General features: G+C 67.6%; 19 protein-coding genes. 7 read left to right on the top strand and 12 right to left on the bottom strand.

What is annotated here, in order from left to right; translation table 11 throughout:
- Nucleotides 1-58: 58 nt before the first annotated feature.
- The gene (rnd, locus tag RTY13_RS12780) at nucleotides 59-1,210 is read left to right on the top strand and encodes a ribonuclease D (RefSeq protein ID WP_312783939.1); all 1,152 of its coding nucleotides are present in this window, start codon (nucleotides 59-61) and stop codon (nucleotides 1,208-1,210) included.
- Nucleotides 1,211-1,213: 3 nt separating this feature from the next.
- Here the strand turns inward: rnd and RTY13_RS12775 are convergent, their stop codons facing one another.
- The 4 genes from RTY13_RS12775 to RTY13_RS12760 are packed head-to-tail and all read right to left on the bottom strand — an operon-like array spanning nucleotide 1,214 to nucleotide 6,057.
- On the bottom strand, nucleotides 1,214-1,585 hold the full coding sequence (locus RTY13_RS12775; protein WP_312783937.1) for a VOC family protein: 372 nt from the start codon (nucleotides 1,583-1,585) through the stop codon (nucleotides 1,214-1,216).
- Nucleotides 1,586-1,597: 12 nt separating this feature from the next.
- A complete protein-coding gene (locus tag RTY13_RS12770) occupies nucleotides 1,598-3,100 on the bottom strand; it encodes a Ppx/GppA phosphatase family protein (RefSeq protein WP_312783935.1) in 1,503 nt (500 codons plus the stop codon).
- The gene (locus tag RTY13_RS12765; protein WP_312783933.1) at nucleotides 3,100-5,331 is read right to left on the bottom strand and encodes an RNA degradosome polyphosphate kinase; all 2,232 of its coding nucleotides are present in this window, start codon (nucleotides 5,329-5,331) and stop codon (nucleotides 3,100-3,102) included. Before RTY13_RS12765 ends, RTY13_RS12770 begins: the two co-directional genes overlap by 1 nt.
- Before the next feature lie 51 nt (nucleotides 5,332-5,382).
- On the bottom strand, nucleotides 5,383-6,057 hold the full coding sequence (locus RTY13_RS12760) for a DnaA ATPase domain-containing protein (protein ID WP_312783931.1): 675 nt from the start codon (nucleotides 6,055-6,057) through the stop codon (nucleotides 5,383-5,385).
- A 174-nt stretch (nucleotides 6,058-6,231) separates the two neighbouring features.
- On the opposite strand from RTY13_RS12760, the gene aspS reads away from it, so the two are divergent.
- Nucleotides 6,232-8,061: an aspartate--tRNA ligase gene (gene aspS / locus RTY13_RS12755; RefSeq protein ID WP_312783929.1), complete on the top strand. Its 1,830-nt coding sequence runs from the start codon at nucleotides 6,232-6,234 to the stop codon at nucleotides 8,059-8,061.
- 74 nt (nucleotides 8,062-8,135) lie between these two features.
- Here the strand turns inward: aspS and RTY13_RS12750 are convergent, their stop codons facing one another.
- The 3 genes from RTY13_RS12750 to RTY13_RS12740 form a co-directional block, all read right to left on the bottom strand.
- On the bottom strand, nucleotides 8,136-9,050 hold the full coding sequence (locus RTY13_RS12750) for a pentapeptide repeat-containing protein (protein WP_312783927.1): 915 nt from the start codon (nucleotides 9,048-9,050) through the stop codon (nucleotides 8,136-8,138).
- Nucleotides 9,051-9,115: 65 nt separating this feature from the next.
- On the bottom strand, nucleotides 9,116-9,607 hold the full coding sequence (locus RTY13_RS12745; RefSeq protein WP_312783925.1) for a pentapeptide repeat-containing protein: 492 nt from the start codon (nucleotides 9,605-9,607) through the stop codon (nucleotides 9,116-9,118).
- A gap of 55 nt (nucleotides 9,608-9,662) precedes the next feature.
- The gene (locus tag RTY13_RS12740; protein ID WP_312783923.1) at nucleotides 9,663-12,311 is read right to left on the bottom strand and encodes a TSCPD domain-containing protein; all 2,649 of its coding nucleotides are present in this window, start codon (nucleotides 12,309-12,311) and stop codon (nucleotides 9,663-9,665) included.
- A gap of 219 nt (nucleotides 12,312-12,530) precedes the next feature.
- Between RTY13_RS12740 and RTY13_RS12735 the strand changes: the two genes are divergently transcribed.
- Nucleotides 12,531-12,923, top strand: coding sequence for an NADH:ubiquinone oxidoreductase subunit NDUFA12 (locus RTY13_RS12735; RefSeq protein WP_312784156.1), 393 nt, complete (start codon nucleotides 12,531-12,533; stop codon nucleotides 12,921-12,923).
- A complete protein-coding gene (locus RTY13_RS12730; protein WP_312783921.1) occupies nucleotides 12,920-13,600 on the top strand; it encodes a DUF2155 domain-containing protein in 681 nt (226 codons plus the stop codon). Before RTY13_RS12735 ends, RTY13_RS12730 begins: the two co-directional genes overlap by 4 nt.
- Here RTY13_RS12730 and aat read toward each other — a convergent pair.
- The 4 genes from aat to aroQ are packed head-to-tail and all read right to left on the bottom strand — an operon-like array spanning nucleotide 13,567 to nucleotide 16,620.
- The gene (gene aat / locus RTY13_RS12725) at nucleotides 13,567-14,262 is read right to left on the bottom strand and encodes a leucyl/phenylalanyl-tRNA--protein transferase (RefSeq protein ID WP_312783919.1); all 696 of its coding nucleotides are present in this window, start codon (nucleotides 14,260-14,262) and stop codon (nucleotides 13,567-13,569) included. The genes RTY13_RS12730 and aat overlap by 34 nt on opposite strands.
- A 6-nt stretch (nucleotides 14,263-14,268) precedes the next feature.
- Nucleotides 14,269-15,621, bottom strand: coding sequence for an acetyl-CoA carboxylase biotin carboxylase subunit (accC, locus tag RTY13_RS12720; RefSeq protein ID WP_312783917.1), 1,353 nt, complete (start codon nucleotides 15,619-15,621; stop codon nucleotides 14,269-14,271).
- 8 nt (nucleotides 15,622-15,629) lie between these two features.
- A complete protein-coding gene (gene accB / locus RTY13_RS12715; protein WP_312783915.1) occupies nucleotides 15,630-16,124 on the bottom strand; it encodes an acetyl-CoA carboxylase biotin carboxyl carrier protein in 495 nt (164 codons plus the stop codon).
- Nucleotides 16,125-16,164: 40 nt separating this feature from the next.
- Nucleotides 16,165-16,620 carry a type II 3-dehydroquinate dehydratase gene (aroQ, locus tag RTY13_RS12710; RefSeq protein WP_312783913.1) on the bottom strand — a complete coding sequence of 152 codons (456 nt, stop codon included), beginning with the start codon at nucleotides 16,618-16,620 and terminating at the stop codon, nucleotides 16,165-16,167.
- A 595-nt stretch (nucleotides 16,621-17,215) separates the two neighbouring features.
- On the opposite strand from aroQ, the gene thiS reads away from it, so the two are divergent.
- The 3 genes from thiS to RTY13_RS12695 all read left to right on the top strand — a co-directional run bounded on the left by thiS (nucleotide 17,216) and on the right by RTY13_RS12695 (nucleotide 20,028).
- Complete coding sequence (gene thiS / locus RTY13_RS12705) at nucleotides 17,216-17,413, top strand: sulfur carrier protein ThiS (RefSeq protein ID WP_312783912.1); 198 nt, start codon at nucleotides 17,216-17,218, stop codon at nucleotides 17,411-17,413.
- 58 nt (nucleotides 17,414-17,471) lie between these two features.
- The gene (locus RTY13_RS12700) at nucleotides 17,472-18,260 is read left to right on the top strand and encodes a thiazole synthase (protein WP_312783910.1); all 789 of its coding nucleotides are present in this window, start codon (nucleotides 17,472-17,474) and stop codon (nucleotides 18,258-18,260) included.
- Between the two features lie 73 nt (nucleotides 18,261-18,333).
- Entirely contained in the window at nucleotides 18,334-20,028 is a 1,695-nt protein-coding gene (locus RTY13_RS12695) for a hypothetical protein (protein ID WP_312783908.1), read from the top strand.
- Here RTY13_RS12695 and RTY13_RS12690 read toward each other — a convergent pair.
- A complete protein-coding gene (locus tag RTY13_RS12690) occupies nucleotides 20,025-20,825 on the bottom strand; it encodes a thioredoxin domain-containing protein (RefSeq protein WP_312783906.1) in 801 nt (266 codons plus the stop codon). The genes RTY13_RS12695 and RTY13_RS12690 overlap by 4 nt on opposite strands.
- Between the last annotated feature and the right edge of the window lies 1 nt (nucleotide 20,826).

Below are 20,826 nucleotides of genomic sequence, written 5' to 3'. Positions count from 1 at the left end.
CGAAAATCTGTCGAAGCGCTCTTGCCACGACGGCGTCGCGCGGGGCTATAGCATCGGAATGACGCCAATCACCACCAATGACGCGCTAATCGACTTCTGCGAACGCCTGGCCAAGGCCCCGTTCATCACGGTCGACACCGAATTCATGCGCGAGACGACCTACTGGCCCAAGCTGTGCCTGATCCAGGCCGCTTCGCCCACGGATGCTGCGATCATCGACCCGATGGCCGAGGATCTGGACCTTGAGCCCTTCCTCGCCCTGCTGCGCGACGAATCGATCATCAAGGTCTTCCACGCCGCGCGTCAGGACGTCGAAATCTTCAACCGCCTGGGCGCCATGCCCAAGCCGATGTTCGACACTCAGGTCGCCGCCATGGCCGCCGGTTTCGGTGATCAGGTCAGCTATGAGCAGCTGGTCCGCCAGATGCTGCGTCAGGAACTGGACAAGGGCAGCCGATTCACCGACTGGGCGCGTCGCCCGCTGTCGGATGCGCAACTGACCTACGCCCTAGGCGACGTGACCCATCTGGCCGCCCTCTATCCCAAGCTGCGCGATCGGCTGCAGAAGGAAGGTCGTCTGGACTGGGTCATGTCCGAAATGGGCGCCCTGACCGATCCGGCCCTCTATGACACCACGCCCGAGAATGCGTGGAAGCGGCTGAAGCCTAAGAAGTTCAGCGCCAAGTATCTGGCCGCCTTCGTCGCCGTCGCCGTCTGGCGCGAGCGCGCGGCCCAGGAACGCGACCAGCCGCGCGGCCGTATCCTGAAGGACGAAGGCATCGACGAAATCGCCGTTCAGGCGCCGACCGATCCCGAGGCCTTCAACCGTTTGCGTTCCGTGCCCAAGGGCTTTGGCGGTTCGCGCCTGGGTCTGGAACTGGCCGCTGAGCTGAAGCGCGTTCTGGCCGACCCTGAAGCCCACGCGCCCAAGCTGGAGCGCCCGGCGCACAGCCAGCCGGCGCCGCCCTCGGTGGTCGAACTGCTGAAGGTGCTGCTGAAGGCCAAGAGCGACAACGCGGGCGTGGCCACCAAGCTGATCGCCAACGTCGCCGATCTGGAAAAGATCGCCAACGACGACAACGCCGACGTCGAGGCCATGAAGGGCTGGCGCCGTCAGCTGTTCGGCGACGACGCGCTGAAGCTCAAGAAGGGCGAGATCGCCCTGGTGCTGAATGGTTCGCGTGTCGAAGTGGTCGAAATCGAAGGCTAGGGCCTAGGAGGCTGGCGGCGACGCCGGCTCCCACAGCTCGATCGGATTGCCCTCGGGATCGTGGATGCGCGCAAAGCGTCCGATCTCGGGGGTCGCGTCCCATTCCGGCTTGGTGATGACCTCGATCCCCGCGGCCTTCAGCGAGGCGATCAGGTCGTCCAGCCCCTCGACCCGCAGGTTCAGCATCCAGCGGTGGTCGGCGGCGAAATAGTCGCTGTCTTCCTTGAACGGGGCGAAGACGGTCGGCCCCGCCTGCTGGTTCCAGATCCAGACATTTTCCGGCGCCCCGACGCCGAGGTGGGTCAGATACCAGTCGGCCAGGGCCTTTGTGTCCTTTGAGCGGAAGAAGAAGCCGCCGATTCCGGTCACGGGCATGGGATCGTCCCTCTAGATTTTCAGAGTCAGGTTCATGGCTTCGGCCAGGGCCTTGGCGCGGCGGCGCGTCTGTTCGCCCAGCAGCATGTCGGCGTAGCCTTCAGCTGCGGTGATGCGCAGCGCGCCCTTCTCGACGGTGGCGGCGGCGTTGGCCAGCAGTTGCGGTGAGCGGCCTGACAGGTCGCAGGCCAGTCGCATGGCCAGGCCCAGGGCGCGGGCGCGCTTCTGGCCGGCTGCGGGCAGCAGACGGTTCACGGTCTCGGGGGCGGGGGTCTTGGCCTCGCCGCCATAGCGAGCGTTCATGGCCACGGCCAGGAAGGCGCGTTCGGCGTGGGTCTGACCCGGAATGGGCGAGCGCAACACCTGATCGAAGACCAGATCGACCCGGTGGTCCGGGTGCAGGCGGGCGCCCAGGTCCGCCAGTCGGCAGACCGAGGCGGTCAGCAGGGCGTCGCGCTCCTCGCCAAAGGCCTCGGGCATGGCCGAGACCACGGGCTGCAGCCAGCCGTCCAGCGCGCGCGGCAAGGCCGGGTCCACGCCCTGGCGGCCGCCCCAGGCCGAACAGCCCGCCAGCAGGGGATCGACCGCCGCCATCTCGGGCGACAGGCCGGCGTAGAGCAGACCCTCGCGCACGCCCCAGGCGGAGAAGGTCACGGTTTTCAGGCCGAGGGCCTCGATCAGGCCGTCCAGCACCAGGGCGGCGTAGGGCAGGGTCTCGGCGCGGCGCTTGGACACGCCCGGCAGCTTTTCCAGCGAGGCCTTGGACTGGCGCGCCACCAGACGGGCCAGGTCGCGCGCATCGGCGGCGGTCATGGCGTATTCGTGGACGATCCGCAGGGGATGGTCTGTCTGGGCCATGTGCATCTGGGCCAGACTGCGCCAGGCCCCGCCGACCGCGTGCAGATCGGTCGTGGCGTAGGTCTCGGCCACAGGAGCCAGCCGTTTGGCGATGCGCGAGCGCAGACGGTCGACGTCGAACCCCTTGGGATCGGTCAGGGCGAAGGGGCCCAGCGGCAGGGTTACACCCTTGTCCAGCGGGCGATTGCGTCCGCCGGCGCCGATCCGGGTCAGCTCCAGACTGGCGCCGCCCATGTCGGCGGCCACGCCGTGTGATCCCGGCGCGCCGGCCAGGACGCCAAGCGCCGAATAGCGGGCTTCCTCCTCGCCGCTGAGGACGCGGACCTGGAGGCCCGTCTCGGCGGCCACGCGGGCGCAGAAGTCGGCGCCGTCTTCGGCCTCACGCACGGCGGCGGTGGCGGCGATGATGGTCTGGTCCGGCTGCACACCCTCGATGACAGCGGCGAAGCGGCGCAGGGCTGTCATGGCCAAGACGACGCCGGGCACGGACAGGCGCCTAGTCGCCGCCAGATCGCGGCCCAGACCGGCCAGGACCTTTTCGTTGAACATGGTCCAGACCGCGCGGCCTTCCAGCCGGTACAGCACCAGGCGCACCGAGTTGGAGCCGATGTCGATGACGGCGATCTGACGCGACGGATATTCGGCCTCGACGCCCATCAGCGGCGCTTCCGGGCTTTGAGACCCGAATAGGACAGTGCGCCGGGCAGGGTCTTCACCTTGCGACCGCGACCGGACAGGCTGGGATTGGTCATGAAATACTTGTGGGCCGAGAAGGGACGTTCAGGACCGGAGGGCGTGACGCGGTGATAGGTTCCGTCGGCGGCCAGGGTCCAGCTCTGGGCATCGTCCTTCAGGTTGGCGACCATGATCTGATCCAGCACCTGATCGTGGACCGTGGCGTTCAGGATTGGCGTCATCAGCTCGACCCGGCGATCCAGATTGCGCGGCATCCAGTCGGCGGACGAGATGTAGAGGCGCGCCTTGTTGCTGGGCAGGTCGTGGCCGTTGGCGAAGGCGATGATACGGCTGTGCTCCAGGAAGCGGCCGACGATCGACTTGACCCGGATGTTCTCCGACAGGCCCGGCACGCCGGGACGCAGGCAGCAGATGCCGCGAATGACCAGTTCGATGCGCACGCCCCACTGACTGGCGCGATACAGGGCGTCAATGATCTCGGGATCGACCAGGGCGTTCATCTTGGCCCAGATGGCGGCGGGCTTGCCCTTGGCGGCGGCCGACATCTCCTTGCCGATCATCTCGAGCAGGGAGGTCTTCATGTTCAGCGGCGAAACGACCAGGGCTTCCAGCTCATCCGGCTCGGCATAGCCGGTGATGTAGTTGAACACCCGCGTCGCATCCTGGCCCAGGACCGGGTTGCAGGTGAACAGGCTGAGGTCGGTGTAGATCTTGGCCGTCGTCGGGTGATAGTTGCCGGTGCCGAAGTGGCAGTAGGTGCGTAAGGCGTCGCCCTCGCGCCGCACCACCACGCTCAGCTTGGCGTGGGTCTTGTATTCCACGAAGCCGAAGACGACGTGGACGCCGGCCCGTTCCATCTGCCGCGCCCAGCGCAGGTTGGCTTCCTCGTCGAAGCGCGCCTTCAGCTCGATCAGGGCGGTGACGTTCTTGCCGTTTTCGGCCGCCTCGATCAGGGCGGCGACGATGGGGCTGTCCTTGGAGGTGCGGTACAGGGTCTGCTTGATGGCGATGACGTTGGGATCGCGCGCCGCCTGGCGCAGGAACTGCACCACCACGTCGAAGCTCTCGAACGGGTGGTGGATCAGCATGTCCTTTTCACGAACCGCCGCGAAGATGTCCCCGCCGTTGTCGCGGACGCGCTCGGGATAGCGCGGCTCATAGCCCTTGAACTTCAGGTCCGGGTGGCCGCCGGGGATCAGTTCGGCCAGCTGCGCCAGACCCAACATCCCCTCGACCAGAACCACGTCCTGGGGCTGGGCGTGCAGTTCGGCGATGATGAAGTCGCGCAGGTCCTCGGGCATGGAGGCCTGGATCTTGATGCGGACGACCGAGCCCATGCGGCGCTGTTTCAACGCCTCCTCGAACTCCATGACCAGGTCTTCGGCCTCTTCCTCGATCTCGATGTCCGAGTCGCGGATCAGGCGGAACAGGCCCTTTTCCAGGATTTCGCACCCCGGGAAGAGGTGGTCGATGAAGAGCAGCAGCAGGTTTTCCAGCGAGACGAAGCGCTTGCGGCCCGGCGCCGAGCGCCCGTCCGTCGCCAGGGCCCAGAAGCGACGCACCTGGGTCGGCACCGGCACCAGAGCGTAGAGGACGCGGTTGTCGCTGTTGCGGCGCAGCTTCAGCGCCAGCGAGAAGCCCAGGTTGGGCAGGAAGGGGAAGGGGTGGGCCGGGTCGATCGCCATAGGCGTCAGCACGGCGAACAACTGGCTGAGGAACTCGGGTTCCAGGCGTTCTCGCTCGGTGCGAGTGATCTTGGCGGCTTCGACCACCTCGATACCGGCGGCGGCCATTTCCTTGCGCAGGACCCGCCAGCGGCGCTGCTGCTCGGCCATCAGGCCCCCGGCTGCGGCGTTGACCTGTTCCAGCTGTTCGGCGGGGGTCAGACCATCAGGTGAGACCACGCGGACCCGCTCGCGCACCTGCCCCTTCAGGCCCGCCACGCGGGTCATGAAGAACTCATCCAGGTTGTTGGCCGAGATGGACAGGAAACGAACCCGCTCCAGCAGCGGATGCCCCTCGTTGGCGGCTTCTTCCAGCACGCGTCCGTTAAAGGCCAGCCACGACAGTTCGCGGTTGATGAAGCGCTCGGGCGAGGTGATCAGCGCCTCGGACAGCTCCAGCTGCGGGGCGCGCGAGGAGGGGACTTCCTCACCGGTGGTGTCGACGGCGATGGGCGCGATTTCAGTCATTTGAGTGTTGTCGCGCGGGCCTGTGACGGCTGCAACCGCGATGTGGCGTAATCAGTCAGACATCTCGTCGCTGTCGCCCAGAACCTGGCGGGCCAGAACACGGGTGACCGGGCGGTGATAGGCGTCCAACTGGTCGACGATGCGTTCGACCGCGTCGGCCGAGCGGTCAATGCGGCGGGCCAGATAGTCGATGACTTCCTCGCCCGGCGTGATGTTGCGGGTGGCGAAGGCGCGCTTGAGCATGGCCCCCAGGACGACGTCGTCGGGCGCTTCGATGCCCACGGTGCGGATGGCGTTCAGGCGCGAGCGCAGATCGGGCAGGTCGCAGAGCCAGGCCGACGGCGGATCACGCGACACCAGCAGCAGGGCGCCGCCGCCGGACTGGGTCAGGTTGATCAGGTGGAACAGGCTCTCGTCGTCGGCGTCCTGGGCGCGGTCCAGAAGCACGAACTGGCCTTCCAGCTCGATGGGATCGACCAGGGCCGCCTCGGCCCCGTGCAGGGCGACCGCGCCCGTGCGCTCGACCCATGCAGCGGCCAGGTGGCTCTTGCCGCTGCCGGGCGGACCAAAGATCGACAGGACCGAACCGGCCATTTCGGGCCAGGTCGCCAGCACCGAGGTCGCGGTCGCATTGGATTCGGACACCACGAAATCAGCCGCGCGTTGCGACGCTTCCTGCCTCAGAGGCAGGCGCAGTTGCTGGGTGTCGGAACCGAGAGCCGTCATGTGGAAACCATAGCAGAGGCCGTCCAGCGTGCTGTGGGCAGGTTTTCGGCGACGGTGGACAACCGCGCGGCGCTGTGGATTTAGCCGCCAGCCTTGACTTTCCGGGGCGATGATGGGCCTTTCGCCCCTCCTAATTCACGCTGTTCTACAGCCGTTTTCAGACGATATCCGATCATGCACGCCTATCGCACCCATACCTGCGGCGCCCTCCGTTCGACGGATGCGGGCGCGAATGTTCGTCTGTCGGGCTGGGTTCACCGCAAGCGCGACCACGGCGGCCTGCTGTTCATCGACCTGCGCGACCACTACGGCCTGACCCAGCTGGTGCTGCACCCGGAGACGCCGGGCTTTGAAGCCGTCGAGCGCCTGCGCGCCGAGAGCGTCATCAAGATCGACGGCGAAGTGGTCAGCCGCTCGGCCGAAACCACCAACGCCAACCTGCCCACCGGCGAGATCGAGGTGCGAGTCCTTTCGGTCGAGGTCCTGTCCGAAGCCGCCGAGCTGCCGCTGCCGGTCTTCGGCGAGCCGGAATACCCGGAAGAGATTCGCCTCAAGAACCGCTTCCTCGACCTGCGTCGCGAGACCCTGCACAAGAACATCGTCTTGCGCTCCAAGGTGATCCACTCGATCCGCCAGCGCATGGTCGAGCAGGGCTTCCTTGAGTATCAGACCCCGATCCTGACGGCCTCGTCGCCGGAAGGCGCGCGCGACTTCCTGGTGCCGTCGCGCATGCACCCGGGCAAGTTCTACGCCCTGCCGCAAGCCCCGCAGCAGTTCAAGCAGCTGCTGATGGTCTCGGGCTTCGACCGCTACTTCCAGATCGCGCCCTGCTTCCGCGACGAAGACCTGCGCGCCGACCGTTCGCTGGAATTCTACCAGCTCGACGTCGAGATGAGCTTCGTCACGCAGGAAGACGTCTTCGCCGCTATCGAGCCGCTGATGAACGGCGTGTTCAACGAGTTCGGCGAGGGCAAGCCGGTGTCGCCGATCGACGGGACCCACACCTTCACCAACGACTTCGGCCAGACTTTCGAGCACAAGGGCTTTGAGCGTCTGACCTATGCCCAGTCGATGAAGTGGTACGGCTCGGACAAGCCGGATTTGCGCAACCCGATCAAGATGCAGGACGTGTCGGACCATTTCCGCGACGGCGGGTTCGGTCTCTTCGCCAAGATCCTCGGCGCGGACGAAAAGAACGCCGTCTGGGCCATCCCGGCGCCGACCGGCGGCTCGCGCGCCTTCTGCGACCGCATGAACTCCTGGGCTCAAGGCGAAGGCCAGCCGGGCCTGGGCTATATCTTCTGGTCCGACGACCAGCAGGCCTGGGGCGGTCCCATCGCCAAGAACCTGGGGCAGGAGCCGACCGAGGCCCTGATGGCCTCGCTGGGCCTGGGCAAGGGCGACGCCGCCTTCTTCACCGCCGGCGACCCCGCCGTCTTCGCCAAGTTCGCCGGTCTGGCCCGCACCCGCGTCGGCACGGAGCTGAAGCTGGTCGACGAGGAGCAGTTCAAGTTCTGCTGGATCGTCGACTTCCCGATGTTCGAATGGTCGGAAGAAGAGAAGAAGGTCGACTTCTCGCACAACCCGTTCTCGATGCCGCAGGGCGGTCTGGAGGCCCTGGAGACGCAGGACCCGCTGACCATCCGCGCCTATCAGTACGACATCGTCTGCAACGGCTATGAGCTGTGCTCGGGCGCGATCCGGAACCACAAGGCCGAGATCATGCTGAAGGCCTTCGAGATCGCCGGCTACGACGCCTCGGTGGTCGAGGAGCAGTTCGGCGGCATGCTGAACGCCTTCCGCTTCGGCGCTCCGCCGCACGGCGGTCTGGCCCCGGGCATCGACCGCATCGTCATGCTGCTGGCCAACCAGACGGCTATCCGCGAAGTCATCGCCTTCCCGCTGAACCAGCAGGGCCAGGACCTGCTGATGAGCGCGCCCGCCGAGGCCGCCGACAAGCAGCTGAAGGAACTGTCGATCCGCACGGCCCTGCCGCTCAAGTAAGCGGCGGCCGTCAGGTGAATTGGAAAGGGCGGCCTTCGCGGGCCGCCCTTTTTGTTTGGATGATCTGTGGGGCCTTAGTGGCCTGAGGCGATGACCAGATTGCGCTGACGCGGCGGGATCGGCGGCGCGGGCGGGGTCGGAGGCGCAGGCGGCTTGCGAATGACGCGGATGCCGCCGACGCCGCCGCACGACCGTACCGTCAGGCCATTGGGCAGGCGGGTCGCGCCGTCGCCGCAGGCATCGTGGATCTGGTCCTGGGTCAGGCCGCGCGCGCCGGACAGGTCGGCGCCGCGAATGTCCGTGCGGTTCATCGAGGCGCCAGAGAAGTTGGCGCGGTCGAAGCTGGCGCCGGTCAGACGGGCGCTGTCCAGCGAGGCGTTGTTGAACTTGGCCCCGTCGAACACACCATTGCTCAGGTTGGAGGCGTTGATCTCGGCGCTGGAGAAATCAGCCCCGGTCGCGCGGACATTGGCCAGGGTCGAACCGAACATCTCACTGCTGTTGAAGCGGGTGCGGGTCAGGACGGCGCGGTTGAAGTTGGCGCCGTTCAACTCGGCCGAGGACAGGTTGGCGTCCTGAAAGTTCGTTCCGATCAGATTGGCGCCTGTGGCCTCGGCGCCGGTCAGATTGGCGCTGGCGAAGACGGCGCTGGTGAAGTTGGCGCCCATCATCTCGACGCCGCGCATGTCGGCGCGGCTGAAGTCGCTGCCGGCGAAGTTTGAGCCCAGAAGTTCGGCCCCGCGCAAGGTGGCGCCGACCAGGGTGGCGTTGGTGAAGCTGGCGCCGGTGAAGGTGGCGCCCGAGAGGTCGCGGCCGGACAGCTCGCAGCGGTTGCAGCTGCCGCCCAGGGAAACCATGCGGGCGACGTCGCGGTCCTGCATCTGAGACAGGTTCACCACGCCGGCGAAGGCGGGGGCCGCCACCAGCACGCCGGTGAGGGCTGCGGCTGCGGGGGCCAGGCGACGGAGGAGGGCAAACGGGCGTTTCATCACGCTACCTAAATGCGCTCATCGTCCGAATAACCCTACTTAAATCGCGGTAACGAAGGCGACGCTCAGCAGGCCGGAATGCGCAGGCCGCGGGGCAGGACGGTGGCGTCGTCGCCGCAGGCCTGATTGAGCTGGCTCTGGGTCAGGCCGACCGCGCGGGCCAACTGAGCGCCTGACAGGTTGGTTCCGCTGAGCTTGGCGCCCGACATCGTGGAGCCGTCCAGATAGGCCCCGACGAAGCTGGCGTTGGTCAGGTCGGCCCCGGCGAAGTTCGAGCCCGAGAAGACGCCGCCGTAGGCTTCGACGTCGCGCATATCGGTGCGCGAGAAGCGGGTCCGGTTCATGACGGTCAGGCTGAGGTCGGCCTGACGCAGGCGGGCGCCGGCCAGGTTGAGACCGCGCACCTCCATGCCCGAGAAGTCGCCCTGGAACAGATTGCAGCCAGGGCAGCTGGCGCCGCCGCGCACGCGGCTGATCTGCGAGGCGTTCTGGGCGACGGCGGGAAGGGCCGTGGCGGCGAGCAACGAGGCGACGAGTGCGATAGCGAGACGGTTCATGCGAAGGCTCCGAGCTTTGACGTTTCTCAAGCAAGAAGCGGGCCGGACGCCATGTCTAGCCGCCTTGCATCTGCGGAGCGGCTCCGCAGGTGTCGCAAATCCAGCCTCCGCCGCGATTCTGCAGGCTGAAATCGCCGCAGGCGGGACAGGCGACGGCTTCGGTCGGAGCGGCGTCACGCGGCGCCTCGGCCTTGCGTCCAAATGGGACGACGACGAGGTTGTCGGGCGCCGCGCCGCGCGCAAAGCCCTTGGAGATGAACCGTGCCGCGGGCACCGGCTCGGCGTCGTTGTTCGCGACCGCGCCCAGACCGTCGGGGTTCAGCCCTTCGGGCTCGGCGTTGGCCAGTTCCTGCCGCCCCAAATAGGAGACGCCCAACTCGCGGAAGATGTAGTCGAGGATCGAGGTCGCCGAACGGATCGAGTCGTTGCCGGTGACGCGCCCCGCCGGTTCAAACCGGGTGAAGACGAAGGCGTCGACGAACTCGTCCAGCGGCACGCCGTATTGCAGGCCGATCGAGATGGCGATGGCGAAGTTATTCATCAGGCTGCGGAAGGCGGCGCCTTCCTTGTGCATGTCGATGAAGATCTCTCCCAGCTCGCCGTCTTCGTACTCGCCGGTGTGGATATAGACCTTGTGGCCGCCGACAGCCGCCTTCTGGATGTAGCCCTTGCGGCGGTCGGGCAGCTTGCGGCGGGTGCGGTCGCGCTCGATGACCTTCTCGACGACCCGTTCGACGGTCCTGGCCTCGGGCTCGGCGCGGCGCTGAAGCGGGGCGTCGGGTTCGGGCAGATCCAGATGGAAGTCGGCGGGCGGCGCGGCGCGGCGCAGGGCCACGGCCCGACGCCCCTCGCGGGCGCCCTGACCCAGGGTGCGGGCGGCCTGAAGCGGCCCGGCGCGCCAGTCGATCAGGTCCGGCGTCGCGTCAGGCGTGTCGCTGAAGGGTTCGATCGCGCGGCGCAGTTCAGCCTCGAAAGCGGCGGGATCGGCGGCCAACAGGGGGCGCAGGGCTTCGGGTGCCCCGGCCCAGTCGGACAGGTCGGCATGGCCGAAGGCCGCGGCGCGGGCCGCCTCGATGGCGGACTGATCAAAGCCCAGGCGAGGGAGCAGGTCAGCGCCGTCCACGACCGACAGACCCAGGACATCGCCGACAAAGCCCGCATCCAGCACGGGCGGGGCAAAGGCGGCGGCCAGTTGGTCGGTCTGGCCCAGGGCCAGTTCGACGGCCTCCAGTTCGACATCGGTGAAGCCCAGGTCACGCAAGGCGGAGTGATTGATTCCGGGCGTCCCCATCAGGGTGCGACGGCCAAACAGCCGGCGCTCGGCGTCCTCGACGTCGCCGCCCGCGCGGGCGATGGCGCGGGCCAGCGCGGGGCGCAGTCGCCGTTCGGTCTCGCCGTCCTCGGTCTGGAACAGGTCGGTGGCGGAAAACGGCGAGGCGCCGAGGCGCAGGTCCAGTTCCGGGTCGCTGACGAACAGGCTGATGACGGCGTGTCGGCGCCCATGGCGCGTGAGGGGCGAGGCGTCCTGACCACGTTGGATGGCGAGGTCCAAGGCTTCGTCCCTGGCGGCGGCCCATTCGACGCACGGACCAAGGCTGGCGGCGATCTCGCTGGATGCGGCGTTGGCGGCGGCGGAGACGCGGGCGCCGACAGAGGCAGCGAGGTCGGCGGCGTTCTCGGCGTCCTTCGCCACGGCCCAGTCGGCCAGACCGGACAGGCCCAGGGCGATGGGGCGGGCTGCTTCACGGCGACGGTCGGCCGAGCGCAAAGCGGTCTCGATTTCCAGGGCGAAGACCCACAGCCGGGTCAAGTCGTCCAGCGCTTCGTCGAAACTGTCGCCGTAGAGCGCGGCCAGAGTCGGCAGGTGAATCGCGGCGCGGGCCTCCAGCCCGACGTCGGCTAGGGCCTCGGCGTCGCGCGGCGTAAAGGTCAGGGCCAGGTCGTCCTCAAGCGCAGCCTCAGCCACGGTGAGGGCTTCAGGACCGCCCGAGGCTATGGCGTCGCGTTGAGCCAGGACGGGCTGGACGGCGCGCGCGGCGAGTTCAGGCAAGACGATGGCCGGGCTTTCGCCCTCGGCGGCTCGGATGACGTCCGCATCGGTCGCGCCGCAACGGCGAGCGGTCAATGCAGCGCGGGCAAGGGCAGGATTGCGGAACGGATCGATGCAGGCGTTGCGCGGACCATCGCAGCGATCGACCGCGTCGGCGACGGCGCGCAGGGCGTCGGACAGGGCCTCCGCGGCGTGTCTGGACAGGCGCTCGCCTCGCCGGGCGGCGGTCAGGTCGCCCAGTCGCCGAGCGGCGCCGGGTTCGCTCAGAGCGATGAATGGGGCTGCCGCTGCGGGCTCATTGGTCGCGGCGGGCGCAGCGACGCCGAGCCGCAGCGAGGCTGACAGTTCGTCGGCGAAGGCGACGGCGTCCTCGGCAGTTGTGAACAGACTCTGGATGCGGCCCCAGGCGGCCAGACGATGGGCCCAGCGGTCGGTGGCCCCGCCCAGCCAGGCGTCGTGGTCGTCGTCCAGCGGCGCCCCGTCGCGGGGCAGGTCGGTCGGCAGGCTTTCCGCCCAGTCCAACCAGGCTTCGACGCGGACATCAGTCCAGTCGACTGGGGCCAGGGTCGGCGCCACCACGCCAGGGCGCTCAATGGCGCGCGGGTCCAGCGCGACGACGGCGGCGAGGTCGAAAAATCGGGGCTTGATGCGCATCACAACGTCTCCGCGCGTGTCCTGATCGTGACATTAACGACGCTGCGCACGGGGTTTCAATAAATCTTGGGTCATTTGGTAGGGTTACCCCCAAGATGTTGATGTTTGGCTGCGGCGCTCTATGCCGGTCTCGGGCTGGACGCGGGCGGCTGCGGTTTCTATGATCGCGTGGCGTCGCCGGACCTCCCTGGGCGACGGGATTCGAGTAGGTTCGACGACGTGCTGAGCAAGATCTTCACCTGGTGGAACGGCGCCACCATCGGAACCCTGTTCACCGTTGGCAAACGCGGCCAACTGGTCGGCACGGATGAGTTCGGCAACCGCTACTATCAGTCGCGCGACAAGGTCAGCTACGACGGCCGCCAGCGCCGCTGGGTCATCTATGACGGCTATGCCGAGGCGTCGAAGGTTCCGCCGGAATGGCAGGGCTGGCTGCGCTACACCTATGACGAGACCCCGGTCGAGAAGCCGCTGCCGCGCCGCGCCTGGGAGAAGGATCATCTGCCGAACCTGACCGGCACGCCGATGGCGTGGCGTCCGCAGGGCTCGCTGGCCAACGAAGGCAAGCGCCCCGCCGCCACCGGCGACTATCAGGCCTGGAGCCCCGAATGACCGCACGCCGCCTCCTGCTTGTCGGCGTGGCCGTAGCGGGACTGGCGGTCGCGGGCGCCGGCATGACCAGCGCCCTGATGGACCTGCCGCAGGACGCGGTTCCGGTTCAGGACCCGGTTGGCGATCTTCTGCGCGACACCAATCGTACGCCCTTGCAGAACCCGCAGGGGTCGGCCCCGGCAGCCCCGGCTCAAGGCCCTGCGCCCGCAACGGCTCCGACAGCCGCGCCCGGCACGCCTGTAGTGGTCTCGACGCCCGAGGTTGAGATTGCGGCTGTGCAGGAAGATGTTCCCCCCGAGGTCGAGGCCGAAGCGCCAAAACCGGCGGCTGAGCCCGTCGCCACGCCTGGTCGCCGTCAACGTCGTCCGGTGGCCATTATCCATGCCATCGACAAGGTCACCGCTGAATCGATGCTGTTCGAGGTCGAGGTCGGCGGTCGTCCGGTGCGCTTCAACAAGACCCTGATCTTCAGCGCCCGCGCATGCGAGGTCTCGGCCTCGGACGAACAGACCGAGGACGCCATCGCCTATCTGGAAGTCGGGGTTCAGCCGCGCGGCGTCATCGTGCCGACCGAGGCGCGCCAGATCTTCAAGGGCTGGATGTTTGCCTCATCGCCGGGCGTCAGCGGCCTGCAGCACCCGATCTACGATGCTTGGGTGGTCGGCTGTAAGGCGTAGGTCACAGCCTCCGCGCCTGTCATGGGCGCGGTCAGGGCTGACTTGTCCGGCGTCAGGCGCAGCGCGAGCTTCAGCAGCCGCAAATAGGCCGCCTGGGGCGTCTCCATCGCACCGAACTGGCTCAGATGCTCGGTCAGGAACTGGGCGTCCAGCAGGCTCCAACCGCCTTTACGCAGTCGCGCCACCAGATGCACCAGGGCGACCTTGGAGGCATCGCGCGCCCGGCTGAACATGCTCTCGCCGAAGAAGGCGCCCCCCAGCGTCACGCCATAGAGGCCGCCGACCAGAACCTCGTCCCGCCAGCATTCGATGCTGTGGGCGCAGCCGCGCAGGTGAAGCTGCAGATAGAGTGAGCGGATCGGGTCATTGATCCAGGTGTCCTCGCGGCCCTCGGCGGACGCGGCGCAGGCGCTCAGTACGGCGTCGAACGCCGTGTCGACGCGCACCTGAAACGGCTCGCCCCGAATGGTGCGGCGCAGACGGCTGGGAATGTGAAAGCGATTGAGCGGGATGACCCCCCGCTGGTCCGGCTCAACCAGAAAGACGCGCGGGTCGTCGCGCGCCTCGGCCATCGGAAAGACGCCGCGAGCGTAGCAGGCCAGCAGCTCCTCGGGTCCGAAGACGCTGGAGGGGCTGCTGGCGCTGAACTCGGGTTCGTCCAAGAGGGGTTAGGCCTTGGCCTTCTGGGCGGCGGCCCATTTTTCCAGCCAGTGGATGTCGTAGTCGCCCGACAGGATGTCCGGCTCGGCCAACAGCTTCTGGAACAGGGGGATGGTGGTGTCGACGCCGCCAATGACCATTTCGTTCAGGCTGCGCTTGAGGCGGGCCAGGGCCTCCTCGCGGTCGCGGCCGTGGACGATCAGCTTGCCGATCAGGCTGTCGTAGTAGGGCGGGATCGAGTAGCCGGCGTAGATGGCGCTATCCAGACGCACGCCCAGGCCGCCAGGGGCGTGGAAGTCGGTGATCGTGCCCGGCGACGGGGTGAAGGTTTCCGAGTTCTCGGCGTTCACCCGCACCTCGATGGCGTGGCCCTCGAAGTGGATGTCTTCCTGGCTGAAGGACAGCGGCAAGCCGGCGGCGATGCGGATCTGTTCGCGGACCAGGTCGACGCCCGTGATCATTTCCGTCACCGGGTGTTCGACCTGCAGGCGGGTGTTCATCTCGATGAAGAAGAACTCGCCGTCTTCCCACAGGAACTCGATGGTGCCGGCGCCCAGATAGCCGATGGCGGCGATGGCCTTGTTGACCGTTTCACCGATCTTCTTGCGACCCTCGGCCGACAGGGCGGGCGAGGGGGCCTCTTCCAGCACCTTCTGGTGGCGTCGTTGAAGCGAGCAGTCGCGCTCGCCCAGGTGGACGACGTTGCCGTGGCTGTCGGCGATGACCTGGATCTCAATGTGGCGCGGCTTCTGGAGGTAGCGCTCCATGTAGACGGCGCCGTTGCCGAAGGCGGCCTTGGCCTCGGTCTGGGCGGTCTGGACGGCCTCGACCAGATCGTCGGGCGTCATGGCCACCTTCATGCCGCGACCGCCGCCGCCGGCGGCGGCCTTAACGATCAGCGGGAAGCCGATGGTCTTGGACGCCTCGATGGCGGCCTCGACGGTTTCGACTTCGCCGTCAGACCCGGGGACGACGGGGATGCCCGCGTCCTTGACGGTCTGCTTGGCGGTGATCTTGTCGCCCATCACGCGGATGTGGTCGGGCTTGGGACCGATGAAGGTCAGGCCGTGGGCCTCGATGATCTCGGCGAAGCGGGCGTTTTCCGACAGGAAGCCATAGCCCGGGTGGATCGCCTGGGCGCCGGTGATTTCGGCCGCCGCAATGATCTGCGGGATGTTCAGATAGGACTTGGCCGCCGGGGCCGGGCCGATGCAGACGCTTTCGTCGGCCAGCCGCACCCACATGGCGCCGCGGTCGGCTTCGGAGTGCACGGCGACGGTGGAGATGCCCATCTCCTTGCACGCCCGGTGGATGCGCAGGGCGATTTCGCCGCGGTTGGCGATCAGGACCTTGGTGAACATATCCGGTCTCAGGCTTCCAGCAGGACCAGGGCTTCGCCGAACTCGACCGGCTGGGCGTCGCCGACCAGGATTTCCGACACGACGCCGTCACGCGGGGCCTGGATCGGGTTCATGGTCTTCATGGCCTCGACGATCAGCAGGGTCTGGCCCTTCTTGACCTTGTCGCCCGGCTTCACGAACTGCGGGGCTTCCGGCGAGGGTTGCAGGTAGGCGGTGCCGACCATCGGCGACTTCACCTCTTCGCCCTTGCGCGAGACGATCGTGGCCGGGTCCGACGGCATGGAAGCCGGGGCAGCGGCGGCCGGCGCGGCATGGGCGACCGGGGCCGGGGCGGCGGCGTACTGGACCGGGGCGGCGGCGACCGTGACTTCGCGGGCGACGCGGATGCGCAGTTCGCCGCGCTCGACCTCGATCTCGGTCAGGCCGGTGTCGTTCAGGATGTCGGCCAGGCTGCGGATCAGGCCGGCGTCGATGGCGTCGTTCTTGTGCTTGTCGTCGGACATTTGGGTCTCTTCTACTTGATCTTTGTGCGGCGCGAGGGGGTCAGCCCTGGGCTCCGGCGCGGCGCGCCAGATCCAGAGCGGCCCGGACGGCCAGTTCGTAGCTGCGAGGGCCGAAGCCGGCGATGACGCCGGTCGCGGCCAGGGAAACATAGGAGTGATGCCGGAACGCCTCGCGGGCGGCGGGGTTCGACAGATGGCATTCGACCACGGGGATGCTCAGCGTCTTCAGCGCGTCCAGCAGGGCCACCGAGGTGTGGGTGAAGGCCGCCGGATTGATGACCAGGGCGCTGGCATCGGCCCTGGCTTCCTGGATCCAGTCGACCAGTTGGCCTTCATGGTTCGATTGGCGGAACACGACCCGCGCGCCCTCGGCCGCCGCCTCGCACATGGCTTGAACGTCGGCCAGGGTCTCGTGGCCATAGATGTCCGGCTCCCGAACCCCGAGAAGGTTCAGGTTGGGCCCGTTCAGGACATAGAGGGTGAGGGTTTCGGGCATTCGCTCGCAAAACAGGCGCGCCGTGTCCGCGCGGAATCGAGCGCGCGTTGTAGCTCAGGTGGCGCGCGGCGCAAAGCGGGTGGTTGAAAAGGATGACGTAGGGGCAGGCGGGGGCTTCGAATTGACTATAGGGGCCCCGAAGGCTGATCGTTTGAAGCTGGGCTAAGGGCGGGAAGCTGCCGTTCAGCGGAAGCGCCGCAAGAATCTGTGAGCCGCATAAAAGACTCCGGCGCCGAGGACAAAGACTGCCGCTCCGGCGAGGAACAAGAACGAACTTCCGCTAACTTCGGCACCGGGAAGAAACGTGGCCAGGAATGCGATTAAGCAGATGATCGTAGCAAACATGGACAGTCCGGCAGCCAGCAAGACAAGCGTGCTTGAGCCGCGCAGCGGTCGAAAGCGCAGCTTAAGTTTGGAGCTGGGGTCGTTGTAATCCGACGCTGACATCCGCCAATGATGCTTTATCTGAGTGGATCTCCGCAATCTGTCGATTGCGGTCATAAGGTCCGGGATTTGAAGTCCGGCGCGTGAACCCTCATTATCTGCGTCACTTGAGAGAGGCTCTGCCTCCGCGCGCACCCTTGGAGCGAACAGTTTGCGTATCGAAGTCAACGGCGAGGCGCGGGATACCGCCGCCACGACCATTCTTGGTCTGGTTCAGGAGTTGTCGCTGGACCCCAAGAAGGTGGCGGTCGAGCGCAATCTGGAGATCGTGCCGCGCTCGCTGCACGGCGAGACGGCGTTGGTCGAGGGCGACAAGATCGAGCTGGTGCAGTTCGTCGGCGGCGGCTGATCGATCAAATCCGGCAACGCCGCTTCCCCCCGGCGGCGGGCGGCGCTAGGTCAGGAGCATGACCGATACAGCCCCCCGCACCGACAGCTGGACCGTCGCCGGCCGCACCTTCAACTCGCGCCTGATCGTGGGCACCGGCAAGTACCGGGACTACGCCCAGAACGCGGCGGCGGCCGAGGCCTCGGGCGCCGAGATGGTCACCGTGGCCGTGCGCCGGGTGAACCTGACCGATCCGAACCAGCCGGTGCTGACGGACTTCATCGATCCCAAGAAATACACCTATCTGCCCAATACGGCGGGCTGCTTCACCGGCGAGGACGCGGTGCGGACCCTGCGTCTGGCGCGCGAGGCGGGCGGCTGGACACTGGTCAAGCTGGAGGTTCTGGCGGACCCGAAGACCCTGTTCCCGGATATGGAAGAAACGCTGCGGTCGTTGAAGCTGCTGACCGCCGAGGGCTTCGAGGTCATGGTCTATTGCACCGACGATCCCGTCTATGCGCGCAAGCTGGAAGACGCGGGCGCCGTGGCCATCATGCCGCTGGGCGCGCCGATCGGCTCGGGCCTGGGCGTGCAGAACCCCATCAACATCCGCCTGATCGTCGAGCAGTCCAAGGTGCCGGTCCTGGTCGACGCGGGCGTAGGCACAGCCTCGGACGCCGCCATCGCTATGGAACTGGGCTGCGACGGGGTGCTGATGAACACCGCCATCGCCGAGGCGCGCGATCCGCTGCTGATGGCCAGCGCCATGAAGCACGCGGTCATCGCCGGGCGCGAATCCTATCTGGCTGGACGCATGAAGAAGCGCCTCTATGCCGATCCGTCCTCGCCGCTAGCGGGCCTGATCTAAACCGCGACGCTGGGGGCGCTTGCGACCTCAGGCTCTGGCGCGCACTCTCCCGGCGACTGTGGGAGAGGGTTCTATGCGTTTTGGATTGATGGCCTGCACGGCCGTGGCGGCCTGCATGATCGGGCCGATGGCGGTGGCGGACGCCACGGCGGACAAGGCGGTGCGCGACCTGCTGGAACGGCCCCAGGTCTGCGGCCCCGCCGGCTCGGCCATCGAGGCGATCCCGGCCAATGACATCGTCATGGTCGAGGGCTTTGGGACCGGCGGGTTCAAGATCGACACCGCCAATCCCGAGGCCCAGGCCTGGTTCGATCACGGTGTGCGGCTGCGCTGGGCCTTCGAGCACACCGAATCGGTGCGGGCCTTCCGCAAGGCGCGGGCGCTGGACCCGTCTTGCGGCATGTGCGCCTGGGGCGAAGCCTGGGCCATCGGTCCCAACCTGAACGGCGGCGGTCAGGACAAGGCCTCCATCGACACCGCCCGCACGGCCGCCCGCGACGCCCGCCGTCTGGCCCGCGACGCCACCCCGGTGCAGCGCCAGATGATCGACGCCCTGATCCAGCGCTATTCCGGCTCGGAAAAGAGCCGCGCCGACCGCTTCGCCCAGCGCATGGACCGCATCGCTCGCCAGAACCCCGACGATGTCGCCATCGCCAACATCACCGCCGACGCCTGGCTGCTGGCCGCCGACGAATGGTGGGACGACGACGGCAAGGCGGCTGATCCGGCCATTCCGCGCGCCATGGGCCTGCTGGAACACGCCTTGGCAAAAGACCCGAACGATCCGGGGGCGATCCACCTCTATATCCATCTGACCGAGTGGTCGGACGACCCGCACAAGGCCATTCCCTACGGCGAGAAACTGGCCCTGTTGGCCCCGGCGGCCAGCCATCTGGTGCATATGCCGTCGCACACCTATTACCGCGTTGGCCGCTATCGCGATGCGATGGAAAGCAACGTCAACGCTGTGGCGCTGGATCGGCGCTATGACGCCATGGCCAAGCCGCCGGGCGGCGTTCCGGCGATGCGGCTGCACGCCCACAACATCCACTTCGGCATGGGCGGCGCCCTGATGGCCGGGGGCGGCGAGGAGGGGCTGAAGCTCGCCGACTGGTTCCTGGCCACCTATCCCGACATCGGCGCCCAGGAATACTGGCGCCAGATCGTCGCCAACAACGCCTACGCCCTCTATGGCCGGTTCGGCACGCCGGAGCAGGTGGCGGCGCTGAAAGAGCCGCCGGAGACCCACCCGTTGCTACTCATCAGCTGGCGCTATGCGCGCGGCGAGGCGGCCGCGAGGGCGGGCGACGCCGCCGCTGTGCGTGCAGAGGCGGACGCCATCAAGGCCCTGCGCGAAGCCACGCCCTTCACCGGGCCGATGGCCGAGCAGCGCGCGGTCTTCACCGAACTGTCCCAGCGTATCCTTGAGGGCCGGGCGGCCATGATCGAGGGCAATGCGGCCGCCGCCGTCGCCGCCTTCACCCGCGCGGCGCAGATTCAGGCCATGGACGACGAGGGCGGGGATCCGCCGATCATCTGGTATCCGACGCGCCGCAGCCTGGCGGCGGCCCTGCTGGCCAGCGGCGACGCCGCCGGGGCCAAGGCCAAGATCGAGGAACTGCTGAAGGACTGGCCCAGCGATCCCTACAGCTATTTCGTCCTGGCTGAGGCCGAGCGGAAGCTGGGGAACGCCGACGCCGCCGCCGAAGCGACCCGACGGTCGAACGTCGAGTGGATCGGCGGCGATCGGAGCCTGGCCGCAGCCTAGCGCTTGGCGTCTTCGATCAGCTTGGCGACGGCGGCGGGCTCGATGCTGGCGCTGGCCTTGCCGTTGATGAAGAAGGTCGGCGTGCCTTGCAGGCCCAGGGTCGCGGCGGTCGTGTGGATGTCGGTGACGTGGCGGGTCATCTCGGGCGAGGCGATGGCCGCCTGGGCCTTGGCCATGTCGACGCCGTGCGCGGCCAGGATGCCGTCGATGGCGGCGCGGTCCAGGGCGCGCTCGGTCATCAGGGCGTCATAGACCTCCAGATACTTGCCCTGCTGATGCGCGGCGAGGGCGGCGCGGGCGGCGTACTGTGAGGTTACGTCGTCGCCCCGGTCCAGGATCGGCCAGTCCTTGAAGACGAAACGAACTTCCGGATGGGCGGCCATCAGGGCGCGATAGTCGTGGGCCACGGCCTTGCAGCCGGGGCAGCGGAAGTCGAAGAACTCGATCACCGTCACCTTGGCGTCGGCGGGGCCGAAGCTGGGGTCGCGGGCGTCCGGGGCCAGCAGGGCGGGATTGGCCTTGACGGCGGCGTTGATGGTCTGGACGCGGGACTGCTCTTCATGCGCCTGACGCGCGGCCAGGACCTCGTCCAGCACCTGCGGGTTTTCGATCAGATAGGCGCGCACCCGTCCGCCGAAATCGCCGCCGGTCAGATAGGGCGCAACAGATAGCCCCAGAGCCACGACCGAGACAGCCAGAGCCGCGCCGGCTAGGGTCTTGCCGGACAGGTGCGACAGGGCGCTGCCTTTCGGGTCGGGCGTCGGGGCTTGGGCGTCGGGGCGTGCGTCGTCGGTCATG

Origin of the sequence: Brevundimonas sp. (assembly GCF_032055285.1) — a bacterium.
GTDB lineage: Bacteria > Pseudomonadota > Alphaproteobacteria > Caulobacterales > Caulobacteraceae > Brevundimonas.
This window is presented reverse-complemented; position numbering and strand designations above follow the sequence as displayed.